Origin of the sequence: Labrenzia sp. THAF82, from assembly GCF_009363435.1 — a bacterium.
Lineage (GTDB): Bacteria > Pseudomonadota > Alphaproteobacteria > Rhizobiales > Stappiaceae > Roseibium > Roseibium porphyridii.
Map to the genome: position 1 here is coordinate 3,852,070 of NZ_CP045354.1, position 26,997 is coordinate 3,879,066.

Here is a 26,997-nt window from a genome sequence, read left to right on the forward strand (position 1 = left end):
ACACTCATCGGCGACGGTCCTTTATGGAACCACCTTGACGGTCGTAGCCGTTGCACGCAAGACCGCAACCTCCCGCATGAGGTTGTCAAAAAAGGCCGACGCCTGTTTCTCCGATCGGTTTGAAAGTGACTGCGCGACGTCAGGTCCAACCATGGCGATCACCAGTCCAGTTTCTTCCACAGCGCTTTTCAAGCTCAGGGGAACTACAAATCCCGCACCGCCATTGTCGGTCTGAAGGAATGGTGACAGGTTCACGACTTCTCCCTTGCTGCCAACATAGAGCAAGCCGAGCTCCCCGGTTGTCGGATCATAACCGGAAATTCGGCCAGCCATATTGCTTCCGTTCGGAATGACGGTGCGCTGCATGTCGAGATGAAGTTCTGTCTTGGCGTTCCCCTCAGGTGTGCCTCTGAGGAATGCCACGGCCGGACACTGATCATCGCTGACCAGGTTAACCTGAATCTTGGCTTCAAACCCCTGAGACTGCGTGAAATCGCTGTCAAAAGCGATAAACGGCGGGGTCCGTGAGGCAAAGCCTTCAATTTCTGCCGACCGGCTCGCAATCTCGACCGGCTGGAGATACATGCAATCGCCAGCCTGATAACTGCTGACAAAATTTCGAATTCTGTCCTCGGGTTTCAAAACCTCTTGAGACTGATCCTGTTGCGGCGTGATCGGAGGTGGCGCATTGTTATTTGTTTCATTGCCATTTACCGGGGGACGTTGATCCTGGTTGTCAGGTATCGGAATGTCCGGAACCGTATTTTTCGCGTCATCTGTGGTTGGCGACGTCTCCTTGCCAGTGCTTTCGCCTGACGATCCATCATCTGATGTCGGGTCCGTCGGCTGTGTTGGTGCTTCAGGTGCATTGTCTCGTGGCGGAGCAACCAGAACAGGTTTTTGATCCTGATCAGGCACTGACTGACCAACAATAAAGTAGACGCCGCCTGCTCCAAGTCCGGCAAAACCAAGCAGTGAAAGAGCGACCAGAATACGCCGTCCCCAGTTGGCGGGCGGTGCTTCGTGATCAAGTGCGGACTGTTCCGGCGGCGGTGACGATGTCCTGATCACCGTCTTGTCTGGCATCTGTCGGCCCAGAGGAGCTCCAAGCGTCCAATCGGCGATCTCAGCCATGCTGGCAGGACGGTTCGCCGGATCGGGCTGCAGCATTGCTTCAAGCAGCGGACGGAAACGATTGTCAATGCCGTCCAACGAAGGCACAATCCGTCGCTTCTCAACGATCTGCGCCTGCGTGCCCCCCATGTCAATTTGCTTGCCTGTCAAGGCTTCTGCAATCACAAGGCCGAGGGAATAGATATCGCTTCGGGCTGTGACCTTGCCGTCGAATATGCCGACCTGTTCCGGCGAGACATAATTGACCTTTCCGGCAAAGCCGTCGCCAATGATTGTCGGTCCTCCCGTATTGGCGCGTGAAATACCGAAGTCGATTATCTTGGCCTGCCCGACATCACTGTTTTGCAGAATAATATTGTCGGGAGACAGATCGCGGTGAATGACTTCCTTGTCGTGAACCGCCTGCAGTGCAGAAGCTAGCCGCTGGACAAGTCTGTAAACCGCTTCAGGCTCTAGCGGCCCGGATTCCAGGCGCGAGTGCAACGAGGGGCCACTGACAAACTCCATGGCCAGGTAGTAAACGCCCAAAGTCGGCTCTTTGGCGAAGACATAGTATTGCGTCAAAGCGTCGTGCTTGAGATTCCGGAGGATTTTTGCTTCCCGCTTGAAGAGGTCGACAATCATCGTGTCCCGGGAAAAACTTGCCAGCAGAACCTTGATCGCGACGGGGTCACCACTTTCCACGTCGCGTGCGCGATAGACCGTTCCGATACCCCCGTCGGCAATGTGCTCCTCAATCTCATAGAGATTGTTGAGACGCGTTCCTTGCGGCAGCAAATTGTCGGCCGGGTTCATCAGCAGCTGCTCCTCAAACCGCTACGTTGCGGTCAAAATCCACGATTACGACGGTCACGTTGTCACTTCCGCCGCCCTCAAGTGCACCATTGATCAGACTTCGTGCCGTCATGTCAGGCGCACCGTTCATCAGCATCGTCTTGATCACCGCATCGTCCAGATGACCGGTCAAGCCGTCGGAACAAAGCAGAAAACGATCACCGGGTCTCAGATTTCCAGACACCAGTTCCAATTCCAGTTCAAGGCCAGACCCAATTGCTCGCGTAATCACATGTCGCCGCGAAAAGTTTCGAGCCTCTTCTTCGGTCAGAACGTTCTGGTCGACGAGCTCCTGCGCCTCAGTGTGATCTGTCGTCAGTTGCTCCAGCATTCCGCCACGAAATCGATAGACACGGCTGTCACCGGCCCACAGACAGGCAAATGCGCCTGCATACGTCAACAAAGCGACAATCGTCGTCCCCATTGCTGCACCGTCAGCTTTGGCTGAGGCGCGCTCTATTCTGTCCTTTGCGACAATCAGCCGGCCTTCAAATTGTTCAAGAAGGTCCTCGGCGCTGCGCGGGGGTGTAATGCTTGTGAGCGCCTCCTTCACCAGACCAGATGCCATTGCACCACAGTGCATGCCCCCGGCCCCGTCCATTACGGCGAAGACACCTTTGCCTTCATCAACCAGATACGCGTCCTCGTTTTCCTCCCGCACCCGTCCTACATGTGTCTGTCCGACCGCGAAGCTTCTAAGGGCTCCTTGTGTTTTTTCGGTCATGTTCGATGATCCTCCGGATGGTATCGCCCATGATTTCCTCCCACCTCTTCTTCCTCGTCTCCTCCGTCTATCTTGTGCTGCTCCGGCAATATGAGCCATTGAAACGCGCTCGCGCCCGGCAGTCCCTGACAGCTGAACTCTATCGGCCGATCTCCAGCCTGGCAGCGAAACTGCGAGATCAGATGTTCTCCCGTGCCCGGTGCTGCATCAAGTGCAACTTGGTCCGTTTCACGGAACACGCCGTTCAGACCGTCGGGCGCATCGAGCCTTTTGACGCCAGATTGAAAGGCCTCAAGCGTCGCATCTTCTTCCAATGTCTCTAGAAGAACGTCCTCGGCCTTGTCATACCAACCTGAGGAGGGAGGTCCTCCCAAACCAGATTCGGCCGACGCGGCCACTGTAAGCGGGAATTCGCGCCCAACCTTGTCGATGCTCGGCATGAATGCACCGGCAACGGCAGCGCCAAGGTCGCTGTCGCTCTGAGCCGGCGTCAACCAGAACCGCCAGACCGGCATGGTCATATAGGCCTCCTCCCAGGCTTCTTTTAAATCCAGCCGTGACTGCGCAAGCCCCTTCATGAGAAAGGGCTCCCACAATCTCATGAAACCAGCTGGACAATTCGCAACAACAAAATCCGCCCGTGCCGCCAGTTTTCCAAAATACCCGGCCCCCATGCGCTCAGAAGCTCGTGGGGCAGCTGAAGTCGCCGACCGCAGACAAAAAGAACGGATTGGGTTTGGAACGCAGTGTCACGGTAAAGGCGACCTGACGACCGCCGAGTGTTTTCCGAATGACAAACTTGTTCTGGCCCGAGCTCACCCGATTGGCTCTGACAAAGCGGTAAAATGCCCAATCACCGTGGATTTCCTGACGTGAACGATATCCCGGCACCTCAGGCTGGATCACCAGCACAACGCGTGGGGTCGCCGTATTGCTCGGCCAATCGAAGCTCGCCGGCAAGGGCTCAATATCCGCGTTAAATCCCGGGCCACGTGTGACCAGCACAAGGTTGCCATTTACCTCCAGGCTGGCAGCATCGGCCTGTTGCGACAATGCCCGTGGAACAACCTGAAGACCAACTGAAGGGAACGCGTTGCCTGTCGGGAAAAAGGCCTGCTTGATAAGGTCTGCCCGTTCGAATTGGCGCAGCGTCGCATTGGAAAGCCGGTCTGCCTGCGAGACTTCCGGCTTCCAGTTCCATGGTCTTGAGGAGGTATCTACCAGTGGCTTCAGGTTTTCATCGAAAAATCGCTGCATGATGCCGGCCGGTGAAAACAGCTTTGCAAACTCCGTCATGGGCACTTCAGAGCGGCCATTGGAGAACGGATAGTTTCTGCCAACGATCTGTCGGCACTGTTCAACGACCTGCGACTTCAGTTTTTCATTCAGTTGGGTAATCGACGTTTCCTTGAATTCCTCATCGAATTCCTTGGCCGACTGCAGGATCAACTGATCAAACGGATTGGGGAAGCGCGTTGCATTGCTTCTAAGGAGTGAAGCCTGGATCTGGACATTTGAATTTGCGGTTTCGCTTTGAAGCGGGTTGTTGGCAACGACCAGGAGATTGTCCAGAATGTTTTTGAAGTTCAGCAACAGGGCATCGATCTTGCGGCTGTTTTCGCCTTCTACGAGCACATGATATGGCCGGAAATGGTCTTCTATGGCCTTGCCCGGAATGATGGTCGGCCCACTGTTGCCACCTGTCCCTCCTACGGCATCTGCAATGCCACCGGGAGCCAGAACCTTCAGACCCGCCTCAATACCGATGCGTTTCAGTCCGCCAGCAGCGTCGAACACATAACGCTGGAACACTTTTTGCGCAGCTTCTGCTCCTGCATTTGCTGCGCTGCCGTCGGCAACCGCACCTGCAAGAGTTGGACTGGACAGGTCTTGTGTCAGCAACGTTTCGTTTCGGATGCTTTCCAGAAGCTGGACAACAGGGGACGTTGGCGCGGAAACCGCCTGCAAAGTCGTATAGAGCGGCTTGTCAGCCCTCATAGATTTGAACTTGAGGTTCCCCAGAGCTTCTTCCCAGGCTTCGATGAAGTCTTTGGTATAGAGCCCAAGGATCTCACTGGGCAGCGACTGATACTGGTCGGAAAAGGCATTGGCCTCGCCAATATCGCCAAACACCCACTTGTCTCGCTCCAGTTCTTCCCGAATGCCGGCAAGGTTCGGCAATACGGACAGATGGAAACCAGGATACGTGTAAAATTTGTCGACGACGACAGTGTCCAGAGTGTCTCCGTTGACGGTCTCGAACACCGTCACCATGTCCGGTCCGCCACGCTGTTCGGCAATCCAGTTGTCGCTGGCCAGTCCTTTGGCGCGCGACTTCAACAATGCATAGCCCCGTTCAGCGAGACTGACCCGCGCCAGTTCACGTTGCACCTCGGCCACCAGCACACCGTCGAGCTGATCCGTCATGACGTTGCCACCGAAATCCAGATCCAGCATCGCGGTGACGTGGGTATTTAGTTCGTTGCGCAGAACTTCGCCTTGCGGTCCAGGGAAACTTTGCAGGAAGTCCGCACGGAAGGAGTTTTTGATCTGGTCCTTGTCAATTTCAGGCGCATCTCCCGCCACCATTCGATAGAGCTTGGCAAGATTGTATAGCTGATCGATGGCTTCACCACCTGGAGCCGTGCGGTTGTCCAGGACATCGGTCATTTGTTCTTCAATTCGCAGCAACAGACGCGGGCGGAGCAGCCTTTCCAATCCGCTGCGATAGGAAGTGATACCTGCAGCCTGAAGCCTCTCGCGCTGACTGAGACCGAACTTTTCCATCATCGGTGTCGGGTCATTGCGGGTATCGTAACCAGCCGGCAATCCACGCAAGAGAGAGAGGATATACGCTGTGTCGCGCAGGCTATCATCGCGCACGATACGTTGTTCCAGGACCCCCTCACCTTCAGCGCGCACAGCTGCGACCGCCTTGGCTGTCTCATCAATGAGAGCCCTGTTGTTGAAATAGCTGATGGTCCAGATGCTGCCGAGTCCAAGCGTTGCCAGCACGATCACAGAATAAGCCGCAATCCTGGTGGCTGTTGCCCATCGCACCACTTGTCGGTTGTGCGTAACCCAGCCTGCCTCGCCAATGATGACCTTCGTCAGCAAGTCTCGCAGGAAATAGCTTTTGCCCTGACCCGACAGAGCAGCCTGCTGATACGCCGTGCCGAATGCCTGGTTCATAGAGCCAATCACCCGGTCAATCGCGGTGCCGGTCTGGGTGCCGGATGTAAAATAAAAACCTCGGAGGACAGCGTTTGGATAATACCGGCTCGGCTCGAAAATGGCATTGAGGAAGCCGGTAATCCGGTCTTTGAGCGCGGCAACCTGGGTTGGAAAGCCATAAAGCATCAGGCGAGCACGCGGATCAGGTTCTTCCTGCAGGCGGTCCGCCATTTCCTCGTTCAAACGCTCGATCAATAGATCGAACTCCGCTGGTGTTTCGGCGACCATGTTCTTGTTCTTTTCCCGTGTCTGGAATGTTGCACCCCAGACAAGATTGCGCCGGCTTTCCGGATAAGAGCCAAAGAACTCCATGAAACCCGCAACGGTATCGGCCTTGGTGAAGATCACATAGACCGGAAAGTCGATTTTCAGCGTCTTATAAAGCTCGATCAGACGGGTTCTGATCGCGTCCGTGTGAAGCTTGAGCTCCGCTTCGGATAGCGTCATCAAGTCTTCCAAACTGATCGACACCATCACGCCATTGACCGGCTGCCGCGGGCGGGCTTTTCGCAGGATCTTGAGGAATCCCAACCAGGCGTCCCGATCGTGCTCTTCGTCGGAATCCTGTGTTGTGTATCGCCCGGCGGTATCGATCAGCACGGCATTTTCGGCGAACCACCAGTCGCAGTAGCGCGTTCCACCCAGTCCTTCGAGCTTCTGCGCTTCGCCCTTGCCGCGAGAATTTGCGAATTTCAGGCCAGAATGCATCAAAGCTGTGGTTTTGCCTGAGCCTGGTGGCCCGATCATCAAGTACCAGGGCAAGTCGTAAAGATACGTGCGCGTGTTGCCACTAGCCGTCTTGAGCGTCTTCAGGGCATCCTTCATGCGCTCAGACATGATCTGGATGTCTTCGTCACTTGCTTTGGGTTGCAGAATTTCCTGCTCAAGCGCGCGATTGGCCGCAATGCGTTTGTAGATCCGGTAAACCTGCCAGCCGCCGATTGTCAGCAAGATGATCGAAGCCAGCAGCAGCCGCACCCAAAGTGGTTCGAACGGGCGAACGCCTGCGATCGCCAAAAACGGGCCGCCAAACCAGATCAGGGCGATCAAGGCAAGAATGCCTATAAATATTGCCGTAATACCGAGCCAGAATTTCATTTATACAGCCTTGTTATTCGGTTGCCCCGGAAACTAATTGTTGATCACCAGACCTTTGGTCGGCGGTTTCAAGAAAACTTCCACCCTGCGGTTGAGGGCCTTGCCGTCACGGCTTGTATTGGGTGCGATCGGTTCATCTGCACCGCGCCCTTCCACCGCCACCCTATCGGGCTGCTGCAAAATGGATTGCATCACTGCGGCAACCGATTTGGCGCGTTCCACTGAAAGGTGCCAATTGGTCGGAAACCTCGGATTGTTGCGGATAGGATCACTGTCCGTGTGCCCGACAACGAGAATCTCGCCGTCGACGCCATCCAAGGTCTGACCGACCTGTTCGACCAGCAACTGAAACTCGGGTCGCAACGTGGCAGCTGCCACATCAAACTGAGCACGCATACGCAACATGATCGCAGGGCCTGCCTGCTGAATTTCGACGCCTTCCAAACCAGCCAGCTGTTCGGAGACCGTGTCTATCGTGGCATCTGCCGGGGGCTCAGGTGCTGGTGGAGGTTTCGGCTGATAGCCCTCGCGAGCGAGTTCGACAGGACCTGTGGGGTAAAGCGCTGTTGCGCGACTTGCAATGACTTCGCTGCCACTCGCCAATAGCAGCATGAGCGTCACATATCCGCCGAGCAGCAACGCGCCTGCAACGGCCGCAACGGACCAGATCGGGATGGAAAAACCTGTGCGCCTTTGGAGCAGTTCCAGCCCGCGCCAGTGTGGAGACAGGTCGTCACCGGGTCGAGGTCTTACCCGCCGCAAGATCTCATGCAGATCCCGGCGTTCGCGCTCAAGTCCCTGTTGACCGCCCTGGATGGCTCGATACTTTCCGTAAAAACCAAGAGACAAACACGAATGCATGACCTCCAGAACGCCGTAGTTACGTCCTGGATCCTGCTTTGCCTTTTCAAGCAGTTGAAAAAACTCGACACCGCCGGTCGCCTGCCCGAAAAACTGGGTCAGCATGGAGTATTGCGTCCATTGATGTCGTCCGGCAGAGGGAAGATTTTGGACGATGTCGTCGGATGTCGCACATAAGGCGTAAGCTGCGGACTGGATCTGGTCGTCCGTTATGCCTGCGTTTCTGAGGTCTTTTTCGAATGTTTTGATAGAGTTGTAGACATCGCGCATCAATGCATCGAACTGGGCATCCGTCATGGTCAGATGCAAGCGCCCCAGTAGCAGAAGCAGAGGTGCTGCAGCCCTTGAAATCGGATTGCGATTGGCGACCCGGATCTCATTGATATCTGGAGTGTGTTCCAGCTGCCCGGCTCCGGGCGCAGGGGTTCCAGCTGGCGGTGGCGCAGGCTGTTGCGGTGGCACCGGATGCTGGGGTTGCTGAGGTGGTGGTGTCCGGAGGTCCGGGGCTTGTTGCTGACCGTATTCATAGCCGGTCGGTGTCGGCGCATAAGGGTCCGGCCCGGAACCTTGACCTCCTTGCCACGGATCCGGAGCCCCGCCCGGTCGCGCTTGTGGCGGCGGGGCCTGCGGTGGAACCTGGCCTGGCGGCGCTTGAGGGGGCTGGCCCGGCTGCCCAGGCGGGCTGCCTTGCTGGGTCTCGCTCCATCGTCCGCCGGGATTGGGCCGAACTATGGTTTTTCCCTTGCGTTTGGAAACGCCAAAGGGATCGTCGTTATCCGACATCAGCGGCCCTCCCGAATAGCGTAGAACTCAAGCTGCAAATCAGGCCAATTGCCCGAGAATTGCAGACCGACTGCTGAATCCTGACTGAACTCGCGCCAAAGCGGCGTTGTCTTGTCGAGCCTGAAATAAACCCGATCAGTCAACGCCCGGATCTGCGCAGGTGGAACCGGCATGTGAATCAACGGGATGCCCGGCAAGTTGGAATAAACAATCTGCCGCATCTGGCCGAACGGGCCGACCTTGAACAGTTTCGGGAACTCGTTCTGGATCTCGGTAAGCGGACGACGGGCAGCCACCTCGATGACAAAGCTTGCTTGTGAAAACAAATTGCGATCGACAATCGTCGACTTGAAGGCATTGGGCGCCAGTTGTTCCAGAGGAAGCCTGATCGCACGGCGATCGTACCCTGCCGACAAGAAGGCCTGGATGTCGGACATCACCGGCTTGAAGATCTCATGCAGCTTGTCGTGGTCGTAAACAGGATAATTGCGTGCTCGGCGTTCCTCCGTCGCGAAGGTCGCCAGTTCGCCGGCGATTTGCAGAAACTCCGAATAAAGGCGCTCTGGATGGATATAGGCAGATTTGCGCAGATGCATCAGCATCGGATGGATCCTGTTCAGCATCTGCAAGGTCAGGTAATCAAAGTTCTGCAATCCGCCACCGGCCGAAGTATCTGCCGCATAGCGCGCCAATTCGCTCAACTTGCGCTCAACCCAACCAATCACTGAATCGATCCAGCCCGTAACTGCGGGGTGCACATGACAGGCCAGCACGGGCGGTGCAAATGTGCCGTCAGTGATGACGATGCGGTCCTTGATCTCTGTGATCCGGGCAACCGGCAAACAAACGTGTCCCGGATGAGGCGTGGATCTGATCGAGTACATCAACCTTGGGTGCGCAACATCGATCTCCTCCTCCTGCCGGATTGCAGATGTGGAATCGATGATGGTCTCACGCCCCTGAATATAGCGTGTGGCGGCATCGTCACGACCACTCGCAACTTCGACCGCGTTGACTGTGGTCTCGGGGATTCCGAGCCAGACGATCTGTCCCGCCGCATCTTCCGGCACATCGATTGCCGGCGGCGGTGTTCCATCGGCTGGAAAGTTGAAAACCGTGCCGTCCGGGAAAATTCCGCGCCCATACCTAAGTGCGAAGCGGCATTGCTGGCCGACATCCTGGTCAATTTCAATTTCCGAGAAGCCCCAGGGATAAGGAGACGCCAAGCGAACCCGTTCATCGAGCAGGTGCTCGCCATAACGGTCGCTCTGCTGAAGGTGGTGCGGCCGCAAAAACAAGCCTTCGGTCCATGCAACCTTGCTATACCACGACATTAAGGCTCTGCTCCCTTAACTCTTTCAGCGTTCAAAGACATTGAACGCAATGCAAAAATTCAATTCAATTACATTCCGGAATTTTGTTCCGGATCTTCACTTGTCAGCTCTTCGTAACTCTCAGTGAAATACTGAGTGAACACGCCGACCAAACCATCGTCGTAAGCACCGGACAAGGAAGTCCAGCGCTCCTGCATGCGCTCCCAGAGCTTTGCTTTTTGATTGCCAAAGGTACTCTTGGCCACCTGGCCTTCTGCCTCGATGGCATTGGGCGATAGCGTTTCATCAAATCGCGCCGCAGCTTTTTGCATCGCGGCATAGGTCCAGACATGGTGTTTTTGAATGTCCTTGAACGCCGCGGTCATCGCACGATCCATCGGCAAATACCCGTTATCCTCAGCGCCTTGAGACAGCATAGTCTGCAAGGCCATCTGAGGCGTCGGCGAAAACTTCAATGCGTTGTTGCCGCTGCGACTGATCAGGGTTCGGTTGGCATTGCGTGTCATGGCTTTAACCTGACTGCGTGCCTGCAGCAGCCCCATCAGGTCGCTCGTTATGCCTTGCATGATGACACCGAGCTCTCGCGCAAATTCTTCCTGATCCCTGCCTTCCAGAACACCTTCGGGAATACCTGCACCTTCTGCAAATGCCTTGATGAAATCGACTGAAACTTCAGAAATTGCCTTGGGCGAAGATGTTTCAACGGTAGGTTCGACAACAGGCTCATTCGGATGTTCAACCGGAGTAACAGCCGTTTCAACTTTTTGGGCTTCCGGAAGTGTCTCGGGCGCTGCCTCTGCAGCATTGCCGGCTTTTTCGACGATTTGCGCGGCAGCCCAATCCGGGGCTTCCGGAAAAGGTGCATCTGTTTGGGGTTCAGGCTCAGCTTCAGAAACGCTTGGGCTGTCCGCAATTGCCACAGGTTCAGGTTGAGGCGGAGGTGGTGCCTGAGGGGTTTCAACCTCCACATCAGCTGCACCGAGGTCCGGCATATTGAAAAGCGGTTTTTCTTCTGCTGCTCCAGCCGGTCCGTCACTCAGGGCAGGAAAAGGCGAGCTGCCGAGATCCTGTTGTGGCTCTTCCTGTTGCGGAAAGGCCGGAGTGGCAACGGCCATTTCCGGTCTGTTGAGATGCGGTTGATCCGCCAGGTGTTCCATGGGATCAGCCAAAGCAGGCCGCACCTGCTCTGGTTCAGGAGCTCTCGCCTGCGGATCATAGAGAGACGGGTCAGCGCTTCCCCAACCGTGCCCCTGTTGGCTCCAAACGTCATCAGCTGGTGTGCCTATGCCTGGCGCAGAAGATGGGGGAGCATGCCGTCCTTCCATGCCTGAGGGACCGGACGCCCACGGACCACCTTGCTGCTCGACAGGATAAGGTGCTTGCTGATGTGCAGGCGGCGCTGAGGGCCATGCCGGGTCAGGCATTGCAGGAGCTGCAGGCTGCGGAGCTTGCCATTGCGGAGGGGCTGGATTTGGTGAAACACTTGCCGGGCTGCCAAGACTTTGGTCAGCATCGAGCGACACAACGATAATGTAGTCGCCAATCATCACCTTGTCGCCAGGACGCAGGACATGTTCCTTGTCCATACGGTTTGGGCTGCCGTTCAAAAACGTTCCATTTGTTGAGACGTCATAGAGAACAAATTGCCCGCCCTCATATCGTACTTCGCAGTGTCTTCCGGAAATGACACGTTGAGGATCAGGCAGGCTCCAATCAAGATGTTCGTGTCGGCCAATATCGAAACCCCGGTCGGCGCAGCTATAGGATACCTGCCCTCCGGTTTCCAGCCGATCAACATTCTCAATCTGCAGCGTGATACGCATGCCCACCGGACCTTCCAATTCAGTTTACAATGCTGCCGGTTCGCGCAGGCTGACTGTTGGCATCGACCCACCTTCGGCAAACGACAGTCCCGCAGAAATGCAGGTATCGAGAGCATTATCGCGATTCGGCGGCTCGACATGCCCCATCGCGATCATGATGCCCGCATTGACGGCTTTGGCCGTCAGATCTGCCGGCATATCAACCCGGTGATCGGGATTTGGCGACAACGATCCACCGGACCATCCAGCGGCCATTCCGATCCATACTGCGGCACTGTCAGGCTTTGCAGCTTCCGCTGCTGCTTGGACCGCTGACCGGGCTTCTTCATCGCCCTCGCGTACCCAGTGTTCGCATAGTTCCAATATGTGCCTGTCGGTGTCGGTCTTGACAGCACCAAGGCCAGAAACACATTTCATTCCCCACCAGACGGACTCTCTTTTCGGCAAAGCGTGCGCGAAATAACAGATTGAGGTGAGCGGGCTTTCGCCTTCCTGCAACGCACGCACATAATCTTGAGGTGCAACATCCGATGTTGGTTCGACAACACTATCGGACAATTCTGGATATGTTTCAAACACCTGCTTGGCTTTCGTGAAGCGGATACGAGATCCCATCAACCCAACTCCGTTTCTGTTTCCGTCGTGCGTTCAACGGCATTAATTGATCAGAACAAGTCCACCTTTCAGCGTCAAGAATGCGCTTCCGGTGACGGTGGTCAAAGTGCCTTTAGCGTTCAACATCGCATCAGCCTCGATATTGATCATTGGAGACTTGATGTTGATCATAGCCGGGGTCATCGTGATCTTGCTCGCACCGACTTCGAACTCGATCATCATGCCGGCTTTCGCCTTCCAGACCATTCCGATTTCTTCAGTCGTGTTCATGCCGACTTTTTCGGTTCTGTTGACATCAATCTTGGTGTCACGGCAGTTCTTCACATGAAGGGTTTCATTGTTCTCGATGACGGTGTTCATGTCTTTTTGCGCATGAATGCCAATTTCTTCCTGTCCTTTGGAATCATCGAGCACAAACTCGTTGTAGCCACCTCCCCCCATCGTCGAGTCGGACTTGATACCGGCCTTGTTCTTTTCGCCAGGCAAGGAATATGGGGGCATGTTGTCGGCATTGTAGACCGTTCCGATAACGATCGGCTGGTCTGGATCGCCTTCCAGGAATTGCACGATCACTTCCTGGTCTACGCGCGGAATGTAGATGCCACCCCAATTCTTGCCGGACCAGACCTGAGCGACACGCACGCGCCTTGACTGCGTCTTGTCACGGTCCCAGTGAAACTCGACCATGATCTGACCGTACTCATCGACATCGATTTCGCCCTGTCCCACGACCTTCGCGGTTTGTGGTCCGGGGATACGCGGTTTCGGTGTAATTGCCGGAGTACGGAAAGGAATATCTGTCGATAGCACATCATAGGTACCTGTATAGGCTTCACCTTGAGCGCCACCGCCGCCCGAGCGATACTGTTCGGTGATGATCTGGTGACTGGCCCTGATGACCAGATATTCGCGGTTTTGCGGACCGTGGGGATGGTCTTGCAAAGTGAACAACCCGCCTGCAAACAGGCGCGGAACTTCTCCAGCCGTTTCAATACGTTTGTCTGCTGCTTGTTCGGCCTCCAGACGAATGTTGCTGAAGGTGCCACCTTTGTCCTTCTCTGTGTACCGACCGGGATAGTCATAACTTTCAAGCGACCCAGCTCTATAAGATGACCCCGCATCGCGATCCGCTTCGAGCGACGCACTCGGTTTTTTAAAATCATAGTCGTTCATGGCAAATTTGCCGGTGCGAAAGCGACGGCTCGGAACCCAGTGGTAAAGGTGTTCCTTGTCTCGCTGGCTGTCCCCGCCGAGCGGTATGAACGGAATATTGCTGTCACCTGTGATCGGGCTGTAGGACGATTTCGCGTCAGCCAAAACCATGGTGTGTTTTCCGTCTTCGTGTTCGAAGAAATAGGAAATGCCGAACTCTTCCATCAGGCGACAACAGAAATCGTAATCCGATTCCCGGTACTGTACGCAGTAGTGGATGGGTTCGTAGCTTTCGGTCAGGTTTTTGCGGTGATCAGCAAAATCGTGTTCACCAAGCACTTCTGAAATGATGTCGGGTGCTGACTTATCCTTGAAAATCCTGCAATTGGCATTTTTCGTCAAAAGCCAGAACCAAGGACGCAACGTCAGCCTGTAGCGATAATATGAATCGCGATGACCAAGCCACTTGGCATCGGTCAGAAGTCCGTCAAAATGGCGCGTGTCGCCATTGTTGGTAACCACCTTGACTGTCATATGCGTGGCAATGGCTTGGTCGAAATCCAGATCTTCCTGTTGGCTGACCACTTCCAGGCGGATCACAAAATCATCGCTCAGGCCTTCATCGCACTCAACGGTAACAACGGAAAGCTCGTCTTGACCGAAGACCGATTTCAATTCGGCCATACGATTCGCTTGTTTTAGTTGTCCCTGGGCCACGAAGTTCTCCTTCGAAATACAGAAGTTCCTGACTAAGGCAGCAGTAGAGCCACCGTTCTTCAGATAACTATGGCGTTTCGGCCGAAAATAATGTGCTCAACAACACAATTGTTGCAAATACAAAAAACAGCGCCCCACGTTCCCAAACGTTTTAGACTGGCTTACCCAATTGTCTACTAACTTAGGTGGGGTTCATCACTATTATTTATGCGGCTCAATACGCTTAGAGTTCACCTCTGCTCTTGATAAATCACGATAAAAAGACATACTGACATCAAACCGCACTTTAGTGACTTTCGCCACACTCATATTCTTTAAGTTAAGGCACGATGCCATTCGAAGCCCATTTCGAAACTGTATTCGAACACTCCACAAGGGAGGATTGAAATCGTGACCCCGAAGACCAACCAACCGCTGAGACATGCGCCTCTGCAAAACAGCTTGAGACATTCCTTATGTGCAGGTGTTCTCGCACTTGCCATAATCACACTACCAGGCGGGTTCGAACCGGCCGCTGCGCAAGACCCGACCTATTCCGCTGAAGAAGTCAGCAAACACTTCAAGCAGCTGAAAACCCGTTCTTTGAAACCGACTGGCGCAACGCGCGCGCTATGCATCGGCACGCGTGACGAATGCAATCCCAACGCTTCCAATGAAGGCGGTGGTCAGGTTGCGGTGTCGCCTGAAGGATCCGCAGAAACAGAAACAGCAGAAACGCTGGTCGTTGATCCGGAAACCCAAGCAATCGATGACGCATTCAATCTGCTTGTTTCCTTTGAATACGCCTCTGCGCGTTTGAGCAATTCCGCGAAGGCCAACCTGCGTGAATTTGCCAAGGGCATAAATGTTGCCGATTTGGAAGGTGCAAAGTTTGTCATCGAAGGCCACACCGACGGCATCGGCTCCATATCCTATAATCAGCGACTGTCTGAAGATCGGGCGCAAGCCGTTACTCAGTTCCTGATTTCACTCGGAGTGAGCCAGAACCGCCTCAAGACGGTGGCTTATGGCGAATCGCGGCCGAAGGTTGCCGATATCAATGACCCGGCCAACCGTCGTGTAGAGAGCAAGCTGGTTCTCGAATAAGCACACGCAGAATAGCTTTTTCCGGCCGGATCAAAATTCGGCCGGACCAAAACAAAAAAGTCTGGGCCGGGAAGCGCACATGAATTTTGATCCGGAAGTCTACGGCACCGAAGTATCACCCGGCGCTGGATGTGGTCCCGACCTTTACGATACGGAGCCGGCATTTGCCGCGCTCATGGACTCTTGCGAAGAAATGCTTCCTGAACGGTTTAGCGAGTTTGACCGTTCTGAAATTGAATTCACCGATCTCTTCAAACAAATGGACGGCTTTCTGAAGCAGTCCCGCGATCTTCGCCTGTTGGTGCTGATGGCGCAGCTGGGTCTGCTCAACGGACAACTTCATGTATTTGCAAATGCAGTGCGGATCATTCGAAGGCTGGTCGAAAACCATTGGTCGCAGGTCAATCCTGACGACGCGGACTTCGATCACATGGAACGCCTAGGTGCACTCGAAGCGCTCAACAATCGACCGACCGTGATACTTCCACTTGAGGCCGCTCCGCTATTGAAGACGCGTCGCAGCGGACCAATCAGCTATCGTGCCATTCAGATCGCTCTGGGCGAAGAGACGGCAAGAGCGGACGAACACACAATTTCTCTGGGCGCCATCGACGCCGCGCTTACATCCGGTGAATTGGAACAGGATGTCATTGACGAAGTTCTGAAAGACCTGGCCGACCTGCCAGACGACCTTCAAGGCATTGCAGACGCCTGCACGGAGAAGCTGAAAGAAAGCGAAGCGAAGGCCAGTCCTCCGGATTATGAGAAGCTGATCACGCTTGTTCGCGACATGGGTCGCGAGTTGAATGTTCGCCTCGGAAAACTTTCTCCTGAAGATGCCGCAAGTGAGGACACGGAAGAAGCCGATGGGCAAGACACTGTCCAGGATCAGGTGTCATCAGGGCCTGCTGACATTAAGAATGCTGCTCAGGCAAAACTGATACTGGATGCTGTGGAAGAGTATTTTGCATCGCGTGAGCCGTCTCACCCTGCCCTTTTTCTTGTCCGGGAAGCACGTGGCCTCGTTGGCAAATCCTATCTGGATGCGCTGAAGATCCTGATGCCTCGCCGATTTGACGAAGTGTCTCTCATTCTTGGAGCAAGCGGGTTGCAGCTCTCCAACGACCGACTGGTCGATCTGAATGACGGCAGCGATCACGATCTGGGCGATATCGACGATTTTTCTGTCCTGGTTGTTGAAAACAGGAACGACGCGATGAAGGGCATCGCGGCGGTCAAGGGATATTATACGTCCCACGAACCGACGAGCCCGATCCCGTTGTTGTTGGACGAAGCCCAGAATATGAGCGCGGGATCCTTTGCTGGATTGCTCAATCTGTTCTTGCGGCCTGAAGACGATTGACGGAAAGACGAATCGATCTGGCGAAACTACCCCAACGTTTTCAGCTTCTTCCTTGACTCAACAGCCCAACAGGTCCTCAATATTTGAAAGAAAAAATGTAAACCAGCGATCATGTGACTGTGATCACTTCCTGAACCCGGCAATCGAAGTACATAAAGATCAACAAGACACAACGCAGACCCAAAACAACGAATCAATAAGAAGACGCCCTGCGTTAGTATTTGACTAGATTTGGCCAGTGACTATTCGGTCAGAAACGTGAAAGGCAAGTACAATGGCAAAGAGTAGCGGGCAAAGCTTTATTAAGCGCAATAGACCTCCCCGGGTCCATATTTTTTATGAAGATCCCTTTGATGCAGAAGAGAAAGTAGAACTTCCCTTCGTGATGGGCATTATGGCCGACCTGTCCGGCGATAGTCCTGGTGTCGAAAAACCGGATATCGATGATCGCAAACTTCTCGACATCGACATGGACAACTTCACCAAGCGCATGGAAGCCATCGAGCCTGGCACGTCCTTCACTGTAAAAGACAAACTGTCTGGTGAAGACAATTCCAAGATGAGCGTTCAACTCCGCTTCAAGAGCATGGACGATTTTACTCCGGGTAAAGTTGCCGAACAGGTTCCGGCGCTCAACAAGCTTCTGGAAGCACGTCGCAGTCTTGCAGCGCTGCGCACCATGATGGATGGACGCGTACAGGCTATCTCTCAGCTGGAAGAACTGACACGGGATCCGGCATTGATGCAGGCTCTTGCTCAGAAAATCGAAGCCGACAAGGCAAAGTCACCCGACGGTGCAGACAAAGGCGACGATACGGAGGAGGCGTAAATGAGCAACACTGATACAAGCGCCCAAACGAGCGGCGCAGCAGCGGGCGAAGTCGCGGGTGAAAAAAGCCCAGAAGAATTTGCCTCTATCTTGAAGCAGAATTTCCGCATCAAGAACGAGAACGACACCGCCAACGAACTCGTCGACAACGCCATGTCGACCTTCCTTTCGGAAGCACTTACCGACCAGGCGCTCATAAAGGATGATGTCTATGACACCATCGATGAGATGATCGCAAAGCTGGACGAGAAGCTGACGGAACAGGTGAATGAGATCATTCACGCGCCTGAGTTCCAGACGCTGGAGAGTGCCTGGCGTGGACTTGACTATCTGGTTCACCAGTCCGAGACGGACGCGACCCTGAAGCTTCAGTTCCTGAATATCTCTAAAAAGGAACTGGCAGGTGTCTTCAAGAGTTACCGTGGTGCCAAGTGGGACCAGAGCCCGCTGTTCAAGCAGATCTATGAAGCTGAGTTCGGTCAGCTTGGCGGCCAGCCATACGGGTGCCTTGTTGGTGACTACGAGTTCTCCTACGAGCCGCAGGACATCACCGTATTGCGCGGCATGGCAAAGATTGCATCAGCGGCTCACGCGCCGTTCCTTGCAGCAGCCAATCCGCAACTGATGCAAATGGATGACTGGACTGAACTTCCCGCAAAACGGGATCTATCCAAGATTTTCGATACGGAGATCCACGCACAATGGCGGACTTTGCGGGAATCGGAAGATGCTCGCTATCTGGGCCTGACCATGCCTCGCGTACTGGCGCGGCAGCCCTATGGTGCAAAGTCCGACCCGGTTGAAGAGTTCGCGTTCGAGGAAGAGTTCGGTGAAGACACTCACCAGAACTACGCCTGGATGAACTCGGCCTATGCAATGGCTGCCAATGTCAACCGCGCCTACAAGGAATACGGCTGGACAGTTCGTATCCGCGGCGTGGAAAGCGGCGGCCTTGTGGAAGACCTACCAACGCACGTATTTGAGACAGATGACGGTGGTGTCGACCAGAAATGCCCGGCCGAAGTTGCGATCTCCGATCGCCGTGAACACGAGATTTCCCGTTTGGGACTGATCCCGCTGATCCACCGCAAGAACACGGACCAGGCTGCCTTCCTGGGCGCACAGTCCGTCTTCAAACCGCGGCAGTTCTCGGGCCCGGACGGCAAGGATGCAACCGCATCGGACAATCTGTCCGCGCGTCTGCCCTACATGTTCGCGACCACGCGTTTTGCCCATTACCTGAAGGTCATGGTGCGCAACAAGATTGGTTCGACCAAAGAAGCAGCACAGCTGCAACGTTGGCTGAACGACTGGATCATGGACTATGTCGATGGTGATCCTGACAATTCAACCGAGGAAACCAAAGCGCGTAAGCCGCTGAGGGAAGCCAAGGTGACCATTGTCGCTGACGAGGAAAACCCGGGCTACTACAGAGCTCAGTTCTTCCTGCGTCCACACTATCAGCTGGAAGGCATGGACATTGGCATGAGCCTGGCGTCCCGCATTCCGCAAGACGCAAGCTGATTGACAAGAATTGCCGGAAGGGCGTTGGCCCGTTCTTCCGGCAGGCATCCCAATCGGATGCAACCCGGTTTCACCGGGTGGAGGTGCAAACGAGACGCGAACGCGCCTAGGGGTTTGGACCGTATGGTCCGAGGTAGTTGTCAAGAATAGTAGACGTAATGCCAGGCATTTTTTCCTGGCCGTCAACAACCAAGAGGATCTTTTAAAATGGCTGTCGATTTTTTTCTGAAACTTGATGGAATCAATGGTGAATCTCAGGACAAGTCCCACAAGGACGAAATTGATGTGTTGTCCTGGTCCTGGGGAGCGTCCCAGTCCGGTACCACGCATATGGGTGGTGGCTCCGGCTCCGGTAAGGCTTTCTTCCAGGATTTGAGCATTACCAAGTATGTCGACAAATCGACACCGGTTTTTCTTCAGCATGTGTCCACCGGCAAGCACATTGCCAAGGGTACGCTGTTCGTCCGCAAAGCAGCTGGCGATAGCCCACTGGAATACATCAAGCTGGAAATGAAGGACATCATCGTCACCAACGTCTCGACCGGTGGCAGTGGTTCCGACGACCGGATCACGGAAAGCGCAACGCTCAACTTTGGTGAATACAAGTTCATCTACACCGAGCAGAAGCCGGATGGCTCCAAAGGCGCGGCTCCAGAGTTTGCATGGGACATCGCTGCAAACGAAAAGAAGTAAGGCATTTCGCCGAACCGGCTGCCGCTCTCATGGTGCGGCAGCCGGTCCTTTTTTGCCGTGGCGTGACACACGTTTCCATTCCAACAGTGCGGCAAACTTGATCAACTAATAAGCGTAACTGGGCCTCCAGCGTGGGCATAGCCAATGGCTAAATCGACCGTGAAAATGCATTCTCCGCTGATGTGGGCTTTTCGGGCCATGGATGACCCGGACTACAAGGCTGCTCAAGCGAAGCAAAAGGAAGCTGAAAAGGGCCGTAATCTCAAATCCGGCCGACGGCTTTCACGCTCCTACGGTGTTTCTGAACATACCTTGCTCGCCGAAGTTCGCCGGGACCTTCAAGCGCTTTTGAACACGGTCAATCTGAATTCGACCCAGGATCTCTCCGATTACCCCGAAGTCGAAAACTCAATTCTGAATTATGGCTTGCCTGATTTGTCAGTCCATGTGGTCGACACAATCAGGATCAACCAACTTGCCGAGGATATCCGGCAGGCACTCATTCGTTTTGAGCCACGAATGGACCCGCGTACGCTCCAAGTTGTGCGCGATGAAAGCGACAGTAGCGAAACCTTCAAGGTGCGTTTTTTGATTAAGGCAGAAATCCGGTGCGATCCGGTGCGCGTGGGCAGTGAATTCGTCGCGGATGTCGATCCTGCCTTCGGCCGAATTAAGATAGTTGGGGCGGCTGGATGAACCGGGAATTTCTAGATCTTTACAATCAGGAGCTCACCTATCTGCGTGAACAGGGTGTCGCCTTCGCTGAGGCATATCCGGCTGTTGCAGAACGGCTTGGCGGCCTTCTGGAAGACAGATCCGATCCGATGCTTTCAGGCTTGCTGGAAGGCACCGCGTTTCTGGCAGCGCGCGTCCAGTTGAAGATGAAGCACGAGTTTTCAGAGTTCACTTCCAATCTTTTTGAACAGCTCTATCCAACCGCGCTTGCTCCAATACCTTCGATGGTGCTTGCCCGGGTAAAGCCAAAATACGGCGACGCGAACCTGCGCAACGGTATCAAGATCGCGCGCCATGCCCCCATGGAAGCCGTTTTCCGGGAACGGAGGGGTGAAGTCAGGTGCCGTTTTACGCTGTGCGCGCCGATCACGATGACCCCTCTTGAACTTACAGATGCCAAATATCTGAGTTCCGCGGCCCAAATCTCTGGTCTCGGCGCCGAAATGGCCGAAGACAAACGTGCGCGCGCAGGCCTTTCGATCACCCTCACCCACCGCATGGCGGAGGATCCTGAAAATGAGGTCTCGGCGGAAGAAGCGCAGAAGAAACCTGAATATCAGGTTGCGGGCTGCAGGATAAACGAGCTGCCGATCCGCCTGGTCGGCCCGATGGATCTTGCTGCAAAAGTGTATGAGCAGATCTTCGGACACACAATCGCGCTTTATCTGAGAACAGAAGACTCATACGGTCAGGCCACCCTTCACCGGGTCCCCGTAAATGCTATCGAGCAACTCGGGTTTGATGAAGAAGACGCGCTTTTGCATAATGACCGCCGCCTTTTCGTCGGCTTCGACCACATTCGCGACTATTTCAACTTCCCGCGCAGTTTCCTGGGCTTCCGCCTCACTGGCCTGCGTCGCTATCTCGACCGGATCAATGCGAAGTCCTTTGAACTCGTCTTCGTGTTCGACGAAGCGGAAACCCGTTTGCCTGCGCATGTCGAGCACAAGATTTTCGCTCTACACACCGCACCGGCTGTCAATCTGTTCGAACGACAGACCGATCGCGTTCCGATCAAGAAAGGCCAGCATGAATTTGCGGTCATTGCGGACAGAACACGTCCACTGGACTACGAGGTGCACGCAGTTACAGAAGTGAATGCCCACTTCTCGGGCGGACAGAAACGGGCTGTGGAACCGCTTTATAGCGTTGCTCCCGATACCGAGAAGGCAGGACATGAGTGGTTCTACACCATACGTCGCTTGCCGCGCAGACAGTCCTCATCGGAACTCCGGCGCATGCAGCCAAGCCCATACATTGGGACCGAGACTTTCATTTCCATTTCCAGCGGCGCTCAGGCAACGGCCCTTTTGCAAAGTGGCGACAAGCGGCTGGCGGAGCTCTCATTGAAGGTGATGGCATCGAACCGCTCGCTTGCGGCAGATCTTCCGGTCGGGTCCAATCCCGACAAGGCGGCCGTCGGCGATTTCCGCATTCTTGAGGATGTCAGCCTGAAAGTCGATTGTGTCGCCGGCCCAACCGCACCAAGGCCGCCGTTGCTGTCATACAATGAACGCCTTGGTGAAGATGGGCATTCCGGAGCAATCGCCTGGAGGCTCATCAATATCCTGGCGCTCAACCACACCGGACTGGTGCACGATGCGGCTGGAGAAGATGGAAGATCTTTCCGTGACCTTTTGAGCGTCTTTGCCCCGTTGTCTGACAACGCCTCCGACCGTCAGGCCCAGTCGGTTCGCTCAGTCTCAACCCGTCCGGTTGTTCGAAGGCTTCAGCAGAAGTCAGGCACCGGCGTTGCCAGGGGTCTGGAGATCACGATCACGCTGGATGACAAGGCATTCGAAGGAGCGAGCGCCTTTCTGATGGGAGCTGTGCTTGATCGGTTCCTTGCAGAATATGCGTCCATCAATCACTTCACCCAATGCGTAATTGCCACCACCGAACGTGGAACGATCATGAAATGGCCGCCAAGGATCGGCGCAAAGGGGATCCTATGAGCGGCAAGGACGACAAAAGCACACGCGGGAAAAAGAAAAAGCCTGACCGGAAACCTGCCGCGGACAAGACGGTTGTTCAAATCGGGGCGCAAAAACCGGCTGATTGGCAAGCAGCCGAAGAGAGTACCGACGTTCAGCAAGATAGTGTTGAAACGCTTACGCTTGATCCCGCTGACCTGGAAACACCCTGGCCAGAAACAGCACCTGTTCACAACGAAAGCGTTTTTCAGGAAAAAACCGAAACGCCGCGCGACGCAGCCACAGATCCTGTGTCCAATGAGCCCGATAAAACTGTCATCAGTGCAAAGCACCAGGATACTGCCAAGCCACAGGAAGACAGCCGCGAACTGGAACAGAAATCCACCTCAGAAGATGTTCCTGACCAAAGCAATGGTGACACGGTGGAGCCGCTCGCGGCGCCGTCTGACCAACAGTCTGACCTGGACGCAGAGCCGGTCCCGAACGAAGAACCGAGAATAGAAGTTCCCGTTCAGCAGCAATATGCATCTCTTCTGGCCGCATTAAGTGCCCGTATCGAAAAACATCCTGGTGGTCATGACCTCTTGGCGGTGCTGCGTATGCTCGAGGGGCAAACCGCACCCGGCGCGCAAGCTCCGGCAGGCATGAATCCGAAGAAAAAGGCTGATGAACCCGCCCCACCCCGGATCGGAAAAAGCCGCAGATCCATGGAAGACATTGTTCGTTTTGGGCAAGATCCTTCCAGCGAATATGCTCCATCAACGATTGAACGTGCTACGCGCGATGCTGATGGTGGACTAGTGCTGCTGGAGCGTTTCCTGGGTATGCTCGGGCCTCACGGTGCGTTGCCGGCTGCTTATACCGACGAAGCCATCATGCGCGGCCTGCGTGGCGAGGACAGTTTTCCGCGCTTTCTCGATGTCTTCAACAATCGCTTTGTTCAGCTGTTTTATCGTGCATGGGCCGACGCACGCCCGATTGTCCAACACGACCGACCCGACGATGACCGTTTCCTTGCCTATCTGGGAGCGCCAATCGGGATCGGTTCGCCGATTTTCCGCGACCTCGACCATATCGATGATCGCCTCAAGCTTCTTTATGCAGGCCTGACATCTGCAAAGACGAAAAGCGCCGCCCGCCTTAAGGCGCTGATCACCGGCGTTTTTGGCGTAGAAGTCGAAATTGATCAATGTGTCGGCACCTGGCTGCACCTGGACAAGGACGACCAACTCAGCCTCGGCGGTTTTGGTCCGGGGGGCGCTGGACAGTTGGGGGCAGACACGATCGTTGGTGCCAAGGTGTACAGCGTCAGTGACAAGATCCGCATAAGGATCTTCACCAGCTCCTTGGAAGAATACCGCAAGTTTTTGCCGCCGACCCGGACAAAGCCAAATCTTTGGACTGAAAAGCTCTTCGATCTGATCGATTTTTATCTCGGTCTGGAAATTGAATACGAGATCGAATTGGCCCTGCCCAAACGATGTGCTTCTGCGGTTCAGATGAACAGCAGCAGTTCTGCAACATTGGGGCACATTGGCTGGCTGAAGCCCCCTTCCTCGGAGGAAACAGACGAGGAAGAGTTCGAGTTTGAAGATGAGGAAATGCTGACCGACACCCGTTTCCGGCCTGTGCGCCGCCATACTACCGTCTATCAATAGGTCTCTAATTTGAAAGGCCGATGTTATGAGTGACATTCTGGTTGAAACTGTTGCCAACAAACTCACCACGGTAAGCTACGAGTGCCTGGAAAAGGCCATGCGGCTGACCAAAAGTTCCGGTCACCGGCACTTGGAAATCCTGCACTGGCTCTACTATCTGATCCGGGACGAGAATACCGATCTGACGCATATTCTCCGCCACTACGGGATCGACCTTGGAGCTGTTCACGCGGATCTTCAGCAGGCCATTTCGGATCTCAAGATCAACCAGACCGAATTGCCATCCATGTCGGCACCTTTTCAGGAAGCGCTGGAGCGCGCCTGGTTTGAAGGGACGCTGCGCTTCGGCGACTATAAAATCCGCTCAGCTTATGTGCTGCTTGCGGTCATGGGCGACAAAAGCTCCTGGCGTCAACTTTGCAGATACTCCTCCGCCCTGGAAACGCTCAACAAGGATGAAATCATCCGTGAGTTTGAATCCATTGCAGGCGCGTCCTCTGAAACCGGTGCGCGGCCAATCGATGGGTCCGGCCCAAAGGCTGCCGCAGGTGCAGCCCCTGGCGAGGCCGCCGAGGCATCGCCGGGCAGCGGCGTCGGCGAGGATGCCCTTACCCAGTTTACGGTCGATTTCACAGCCCGTGCACGAGCTGACGAATTTGATCCCATTGTCGGACGAGATGAAGAAATCCGTCAGGTTATCGATGTTCTGATGCGCCGTCGCCAGAACAATCCAATCCTGACCGGCGAAGCCGGCGTCGGTAAAACCGCAATTGTTGAAGGTTTCGCCCAAAAAATTGTTTCGGGCGACGTCCCGCCCGCACTGCTCGGAACAAGGTTGTGCGCTCTGGATCTCGGGCTGCTGCAGGCCGGGGCTTCCATGAAGGGTGAATTCGAAAAACGCCTGCGCGCGGTCATCGATGCCGTTCATGCCTCCATTGTGCCAACCATCCTCTTCATTGATGAAGCGCATACACTTGTTGGTGCGGGCGGTGCAGCAGGAACAGGCGATGCTGCCAACTTGTTGAAACCCGCGCTTGCCCGCGGGACACTGCGGACAGTGGCAGCCACCACCTGGTCCGAATACCGACAGCATTTTGAAAAAGACCCCGCACTGACACGTCGCTTCCAGCCGGTACAGGTGGATGAGCCGGACGAAGAGAAGTGTTTCACCATGGTGCGTGGTCTACTCGGCCCGATGGAAGACCATCATCAGGTGCGCATTCTTGACAGCGCAGTGAAAGCTGCGGTTTCCCTGTCTCGCCGCTACATCCCTGCCCGACAATTGCCTGACAAAGCAGTCAGCGTCCTGGATACGGCCTCCGCCAAGGTCAACATTTCGCAAGCAGCTCACCCTGCTCGCCTTTCTGACCTTGTCGCCAAGAAGGGTTTTCTGGAAACGGAAAAACAGGCCCTCCTGAACGATGCTGAACTTGGCCACGACGGTGCAGAGCAACTCGAAGCAATCGATGAAGCGATTGCGGACACGGAAACAGCCATCGGAGAGGTTCAGGAAGCATGGGAGAAAGAGCGCAAGCTGGTGGCCAGCATCCGCAGCCTGAATGCCGCGCTTGCCCGGCTGAAGAACGGTGAACCGGCCCCCATGCCGGAAAGTGCTCCTGAAGAAGCTGAGAACGGCGACGCGCCTGCCCTTGTTCCCATCGACGACCTGGATCTCGACCTTGATGTCGATCTTGAGGACGAAGAAGCGATCCGGACAGCTCTCAAGGAAAATCGCGAAGCACTTGCGGAAATCCCCGAAGAGGACCGGATGGTCTTTGCCTATGTCGATGACGATGCAGTCGCCACGATCATAGCCGACTGGACCGGCATTCCTGTTGGTCGCATGGTTCAGGATGAAATGGAGACGATCCTCAGTCTCTCCGACACACTGAACAAGCGCGTGATTGGGCAGGCACATGGACTTGGCATGATTTCCAAAAGGATTGAAACCAGTCGCGCTCAACTGGGCAATCCGGACAAACCGATCGGCGTCTTCATGCTTTGCGGCCCATCCGGTGTCGGCAAGACCGAAACGGCGATTGCACTCGCTGAAGCTCTCTACGGCGGCGAAGACAACCTGATCACGATCAACATGTCGGAATTTCAGGAAGCGCATTCAGTGTCCGGCCTGAAAGGCGCGCCTCCCGGATATGTCGGATATGGCGAAGGTGGCCGGCTGACAGAGGCCGTGCGCCGTAAGCCCTATTCCGTGGTGCTGCTGGACGAGGTGGAAAAAGCGCACCCGGACGTGCATGAAATATTCTTCCAGGTCTTCGACAAGGGCTGGATGGAAGATGGAATGGGCCGGAAGATCGACTTCCGCAACACACTGATCCTGTTGACGTCAAACGTGGGCACGGATCAGATCATGGATGCTGCGGGCCACATACTTGACCAGCCGATTTCTGACGATCCGACTGTTGCAGCGGTTGACCCAAATGCGCCTGATCCGGAAAAACTTGCTGAAGACCTACGGCCTGCTTTGCTGGACGTTTTCCCACCTGCTCTGCTTGGCCGTATTGTTACGATCCCCTATTTCCCGCTGTCGCCATCTGTGCTCGGCTTCATCATCAGGTTGCAGCTTAACCGCGTCGTAAAGCGTGTAAAACAGAACCAAAATGCGGAACTTGTCTATGGAGACGACGTGGTCGCGCATATCGTGTCTCTTTGCCGCGATCCTGACAGCGGTGGGCGTATGATCGATAACATTCTGACCAACGACCTGCTGCCGAAACTCTCCAGAGCCTTCCTGACAGCCCAGATGAATGGTCAGGAAATCAAGACGGCAACAGTGCACGCATCTGATGGAGAGCTGAGCGTCACGACAGACTGAGTTGAACCAAGAACTCAATTTCACCCTGCGCTC

The 26,997-nt window shown here is 55.0% G+C and carries 18 protein-coding genes; 9 read left to right on the forward strand and 9 right to left on the reverse strand.

Features of this window, described 5'->3' with window-relative positions; translation table 11 throughout:
* Positions 1-21: 21 nt before the first annotated feature.
* The 9 genes from FIV00_RS17835 to FIV00_RS17875 all read right to left on the reverse strand — a co-directional run bounded on the left by FIV00_RS17835 (position 22) and on the right by FIV00_RS17875 (position 14,276).
* On the reverse strand, positions 22-1,929 hold the full coding sequence (locus FIV00_RS17835) for a serine/threonine-protein kinase (RefSeq protein ID WP_152502014.1): 1,908 nt from the start codon (positions 1,927-1,929) through the stop codon (positions 22-24).
* A 13-nt stretch (positions 1,930-1,942) separates the two neighbouring features.
* Entirely contained in the window at positions 1,943-2,692 is a 750-nt protein-coding gene (locus FIV00_RS17840) for a PP2C family serine/threonine-protein phosphatase (protein ID WP_173006040.1), read from the reverse strand.
* Entirely contained in the window at positions 2,689-3,366 is a 678-nt protein-coding gene (gene tagF, locus FIV00_RS17845; protein ID WP_152502016.1) for a type VI secretion system-associated protein TagF, read from the reverse strand. The genes FIV00_RS17840 and tagF overlap by 4 nt, the downstream gene beginning before the upstream one ends.
* A gap of 4 nt (positions 3,367-3,370) precedes the next feature.
* A complete protein-coding gene (gene tssM, locus FIV00_RS17850; RefSeq protein WP_152502017.1) occupies positions 3,371-7,024 on the reverse strand; it encodes a type VI secretion system membrane subunit TssM in 3,654 nt (1,217 codons plus the stop codon).
* Between the two features lie 33 nt (positions 7,025-7,057).
* Positions 7,058-8,668, reverse strand: a complete 1,611-nt coding sequence (icmH, locus tag FIV00_RS17855; RefSeq protein ID WP_152502018.1) for a type IVB secretion system protein IcmH/DotU — start codon at positions 8,666-8,668, stop codon at positions 7,058-7,060.
* A complete protein-coding gene (tssK, locus tag FIV00_RS17860; protein ID WP_152502019.1) occupies positions 8,668-10,002 on the reverse strand; it encodes a type VI secretion system baseplate subunit TssK in 1,335 nt (444 codons plus the stop codon). Before tssK ends, icmH begins: the two co-directional genes overlap by 1 nt.
* A 68-nt stretch (positions 10,003-10,070) precedes the next feature.
* Positions 10,071-11,825 carry a type VI secretion system-associated FHA domain protein TagH gene (tagH, locus tag FIV00_RS17865; RefSeq protein WP_152502020.1) on the reverse strand — a complete coding sequence of 585 codons (1,755 nt, stop codon included), beginning with the start codon at positions 11,823-11,825 and terminating at the stop codon, positions 10,071-10,073.
* A gap of 24 nt (positions 11,826-11,849) precedes the next feature.
* Complete coding sequence (locus FIV00_RS17870; RefSeq protein ID WP_152502021.1) at positions 11,850-12,440, reverse strand: hypothetical protein; 591 nt, start codon at positions 12,438-12,440, stop codon at positions 11,850-11,852.
* Positions 12,441-12,482: 42 nt separating this feature from the next.
* Positions 12,483-14,276, reverse strand: a complete 1,794-nt coding sequence (locus FIV00_RS17875; RefSeq protein WP_152502022.1) for a type VI secretion system Vgr family protein — start codon at positions 14,274-14,276, stop codon at positions 12,483-12,485.
* A gap of 423 nt (positions 14,277-14,699) precedes the next feature.
* Here FIV00_RS17875 and FIV00_RS17880 point away from each other — a divergent pair, with 423 nt between their 5' ends.
* From FIV00_RS17880 to tssH, 9 genes are all read left to right on the forward strand, one after another.
* Complete coding sequence (locus tag FIV00_RS17880; protein WP_209006597.1) at positions 14,700-15,395, forward strand: OmpA family protein; 696 nt, start codon at positions 14,700-14,702, stop codon at positions 15,393-15,395.
* 79 nt (positions 15,396-15,474) lie between these two features.
* Positions 15,475-16,758 carry an ImpA family type VI secretion system protein gene (locus tag FIV00_RS17885; RefSeq protein WP_152502024.1) on the forward strand — a complete coding sequence of 428 codons (1,284 nt, stop codon included), beginning with the start codon at positions 15,475-15,477 and terminating at the stop codon, positions 16,756-16,758.
* Between the two features lie 274 nt (positions 16,759-17,032).
* Positions 17,033-17,587: a type VI secretion system contractile sheath small subunit gene (tssB, locus tag FIV00_RS17890; protein ID WP_152502025.1), complete on the forward strand. Its 555-nt coding sequence runs from the start codon at positions 17,033-17,035 to the stop codon at positions 17,585-17,587.
* Positions 17,588-19,111 (forward strand): type VI secretion system contractile sheath large subunit, encoded by a 1,524-nt coding sequence (tssC, locus tag FIV00_RS17895; RefSeq protein ID WP_152502026.1) that lies wholly within the window; start codon positions 17,588-17,590, stop codon positions 19,109-19,111.
* Between the two features lie 207 nt (positions 19,112-19,318).
* A complete protein-coding gene (locus FIV00_RS17900) occupies positions 19,319-19,804 on the forward strand; it encodes a type VI secretion system tube protein Hcp (protein ID WP_152502027.1) in 486 nt (161 codons plus the stop codon).
* 144 nt (positions 19,805-19,948) lie between these two features.
* The gene (gene tssE, locus FIV00_RS17905; RefSeq protein WP_152502028.1) at positions 19,949-20,500 is read left to right on the forward strand and encodes a type VI secretion system baseplate subunit TssE; all 552 of its coding nucleotides are present in this window, start codon (positions 19,949-19,951) and stop codon (positions 20,498-20,500) included.
* The gene (gene tssF / locus FIV00_RS17910; protein ID WP_152502029.1) at positions 20,497-22,494 is read left to right on the forward strand and encodes a type VI secretion system baseplate subunit TssF; all 1,998 of its coding nucleotides are present in this window, start codon (positions 20,497-20,499) and stop codon (positions 22,492-22,494) included. Before tssE ends, tssF begins: the two co-directional genes overlap by 4 nt.
* Positions 22,491-24,131, forward strand: coding sequence for a type VI secretion system baseplate subunit TssG (tssG, locus tag FIV00_RS17915; protein ID WP_173006042.1), 1,641 nt, complete (start codon positions 22,491-22,493; stop codon positions 24,129-24,131). The genes tssF and tssG overlap by 4 nt, the downstream gene beginning before the upstream one ends.
* A gap of 25 nt (positions 24,132-24,156) precedes the next feature.
* A complete protein-coding gene (gene tssH, locus FIV00_RS17920; RefSeq protein WP_152502031.1) occupies positions 24,157-26,964 on the forward strand; it encodes a type VI secretion system ATPase TssH in 2,808 nt (935 codons plus the stop codon).
* Positions 26,965-26,997 lie beyond the last annotated feature (33 nt).

Bases quoted from the DNA above. Each gene is read 5' to 3' on its own strand.
- FIV00_RS17835 (WP_152502014.1), bottom strand. From the start codon at position 1,929: ATGAACCCGGCCGACAATTTGCTGCCGCAAGGAACGCGTCTCAACAAT.
- FIV00_RS17840 (WP_173006040.1), bottom strand. From the start codon at position 2,692: ATGACCGAAAAAACACAAGGAGCCCTTAGAAGCTTCGCGGTCGGACAG.
- tagF (WP_152502016.1), bottom strand. From the start codon at position 3,366: ATGGGGGCCGGGTATTTTGGAAAACTGGCGGCACGGGCGGATTTTGTT.
- tssM (WP_152502017.1), bottom strand. From the start codon at position 7,024: ATGAAATTCTGGCTCGGTATTACGGCAATATTTATAGGCATTCTTGCC.
- icmH (WP_152502018.1), bottom strand. From the start codon at position 8,668: ATGTCGGATAACGACGATCCCTTTGGCGTTTCCAAACGCAAGGGAAAA.
- tssK (WP_152502019.1), bottom strand. From the start codon at position 10,002: ATGTCGTGGTATAGCAAGGTTGCATGGACCGAAGGCTTGTTTTTGCGG.
- tagH (WP_152502020.1), bottom strand. From the start codon at position 11,825: ATGCGTATCACGCTGCAGATTGAGAATGTTGATCGGCTGGAAACCGGA.
- FIV00_RS17870 (WP_152502021.1), bottom strand. From the start codon at position 12,440: ATGGGATCTCGTATCCGCTTCACGAAAGCCAAGCAGGTGTTTGAAACA.
- FIV00_RS17875 (WP_152502022.1), bottom strand. From the start codon at position 14,276: ATGGCCGAATTGAAATCGGTCTTCGGTCAAGACGAGCTTTCCGTTGTT.
- FIV00_RS17885 (WP_152502024.1), top strand. From the start codon at position 15,475: ATGAATTTTGATCCGGAAGTCTACGGCACCGAAGTATCACCCGGCGCT.
- tssB (WP_152502025.1), top strand. From the start codon at position 17,033: ATGGCAAAGAGTAGCGGGCAAAGCTTTATTAAGCGCAATAGACCTCCC.
- tssC (WP_152502026.1), top strand. From the start codon at position 17,588: ATGAGCAACACTGATACAAGCGCCCAAACGAGCGGCGCAGCAGCGGGC.
- FIV00_RS17900 (WP_152502027.1), top strand. From the start codon at position 19,319: ATGGCTGTCGATTTTTTTCTGAAACTTGATGGAATCAATGGTGAATCT.
- tssE (WP_152502028.1), top strand. From the start codon at position 19,949: ATGGCTAAATCGACCGTGAAAATGCATTCTCCGCTGATGTGGGCTTTT.
- tssF (WP_152502029.1), top strand. From the start codon at position 20,497: ATGAACCGGGAATTTCTAGATCTTTACAATCAGGAGCTCACCTATCTG.
- tssG (WP_173006042.1), top strand. From the start codon at position 22,491: ATGAGCGGCAAGGACGACAAAAGCACACGCGGGAAAAAGAAAAAGCCT.
- tssH (WP_152502031.1), top strand. From the start codon at position 24,157: ATGAGTGACATTCTGGTTGAAACTGTTGCCAACAAACTCACCACGGTA.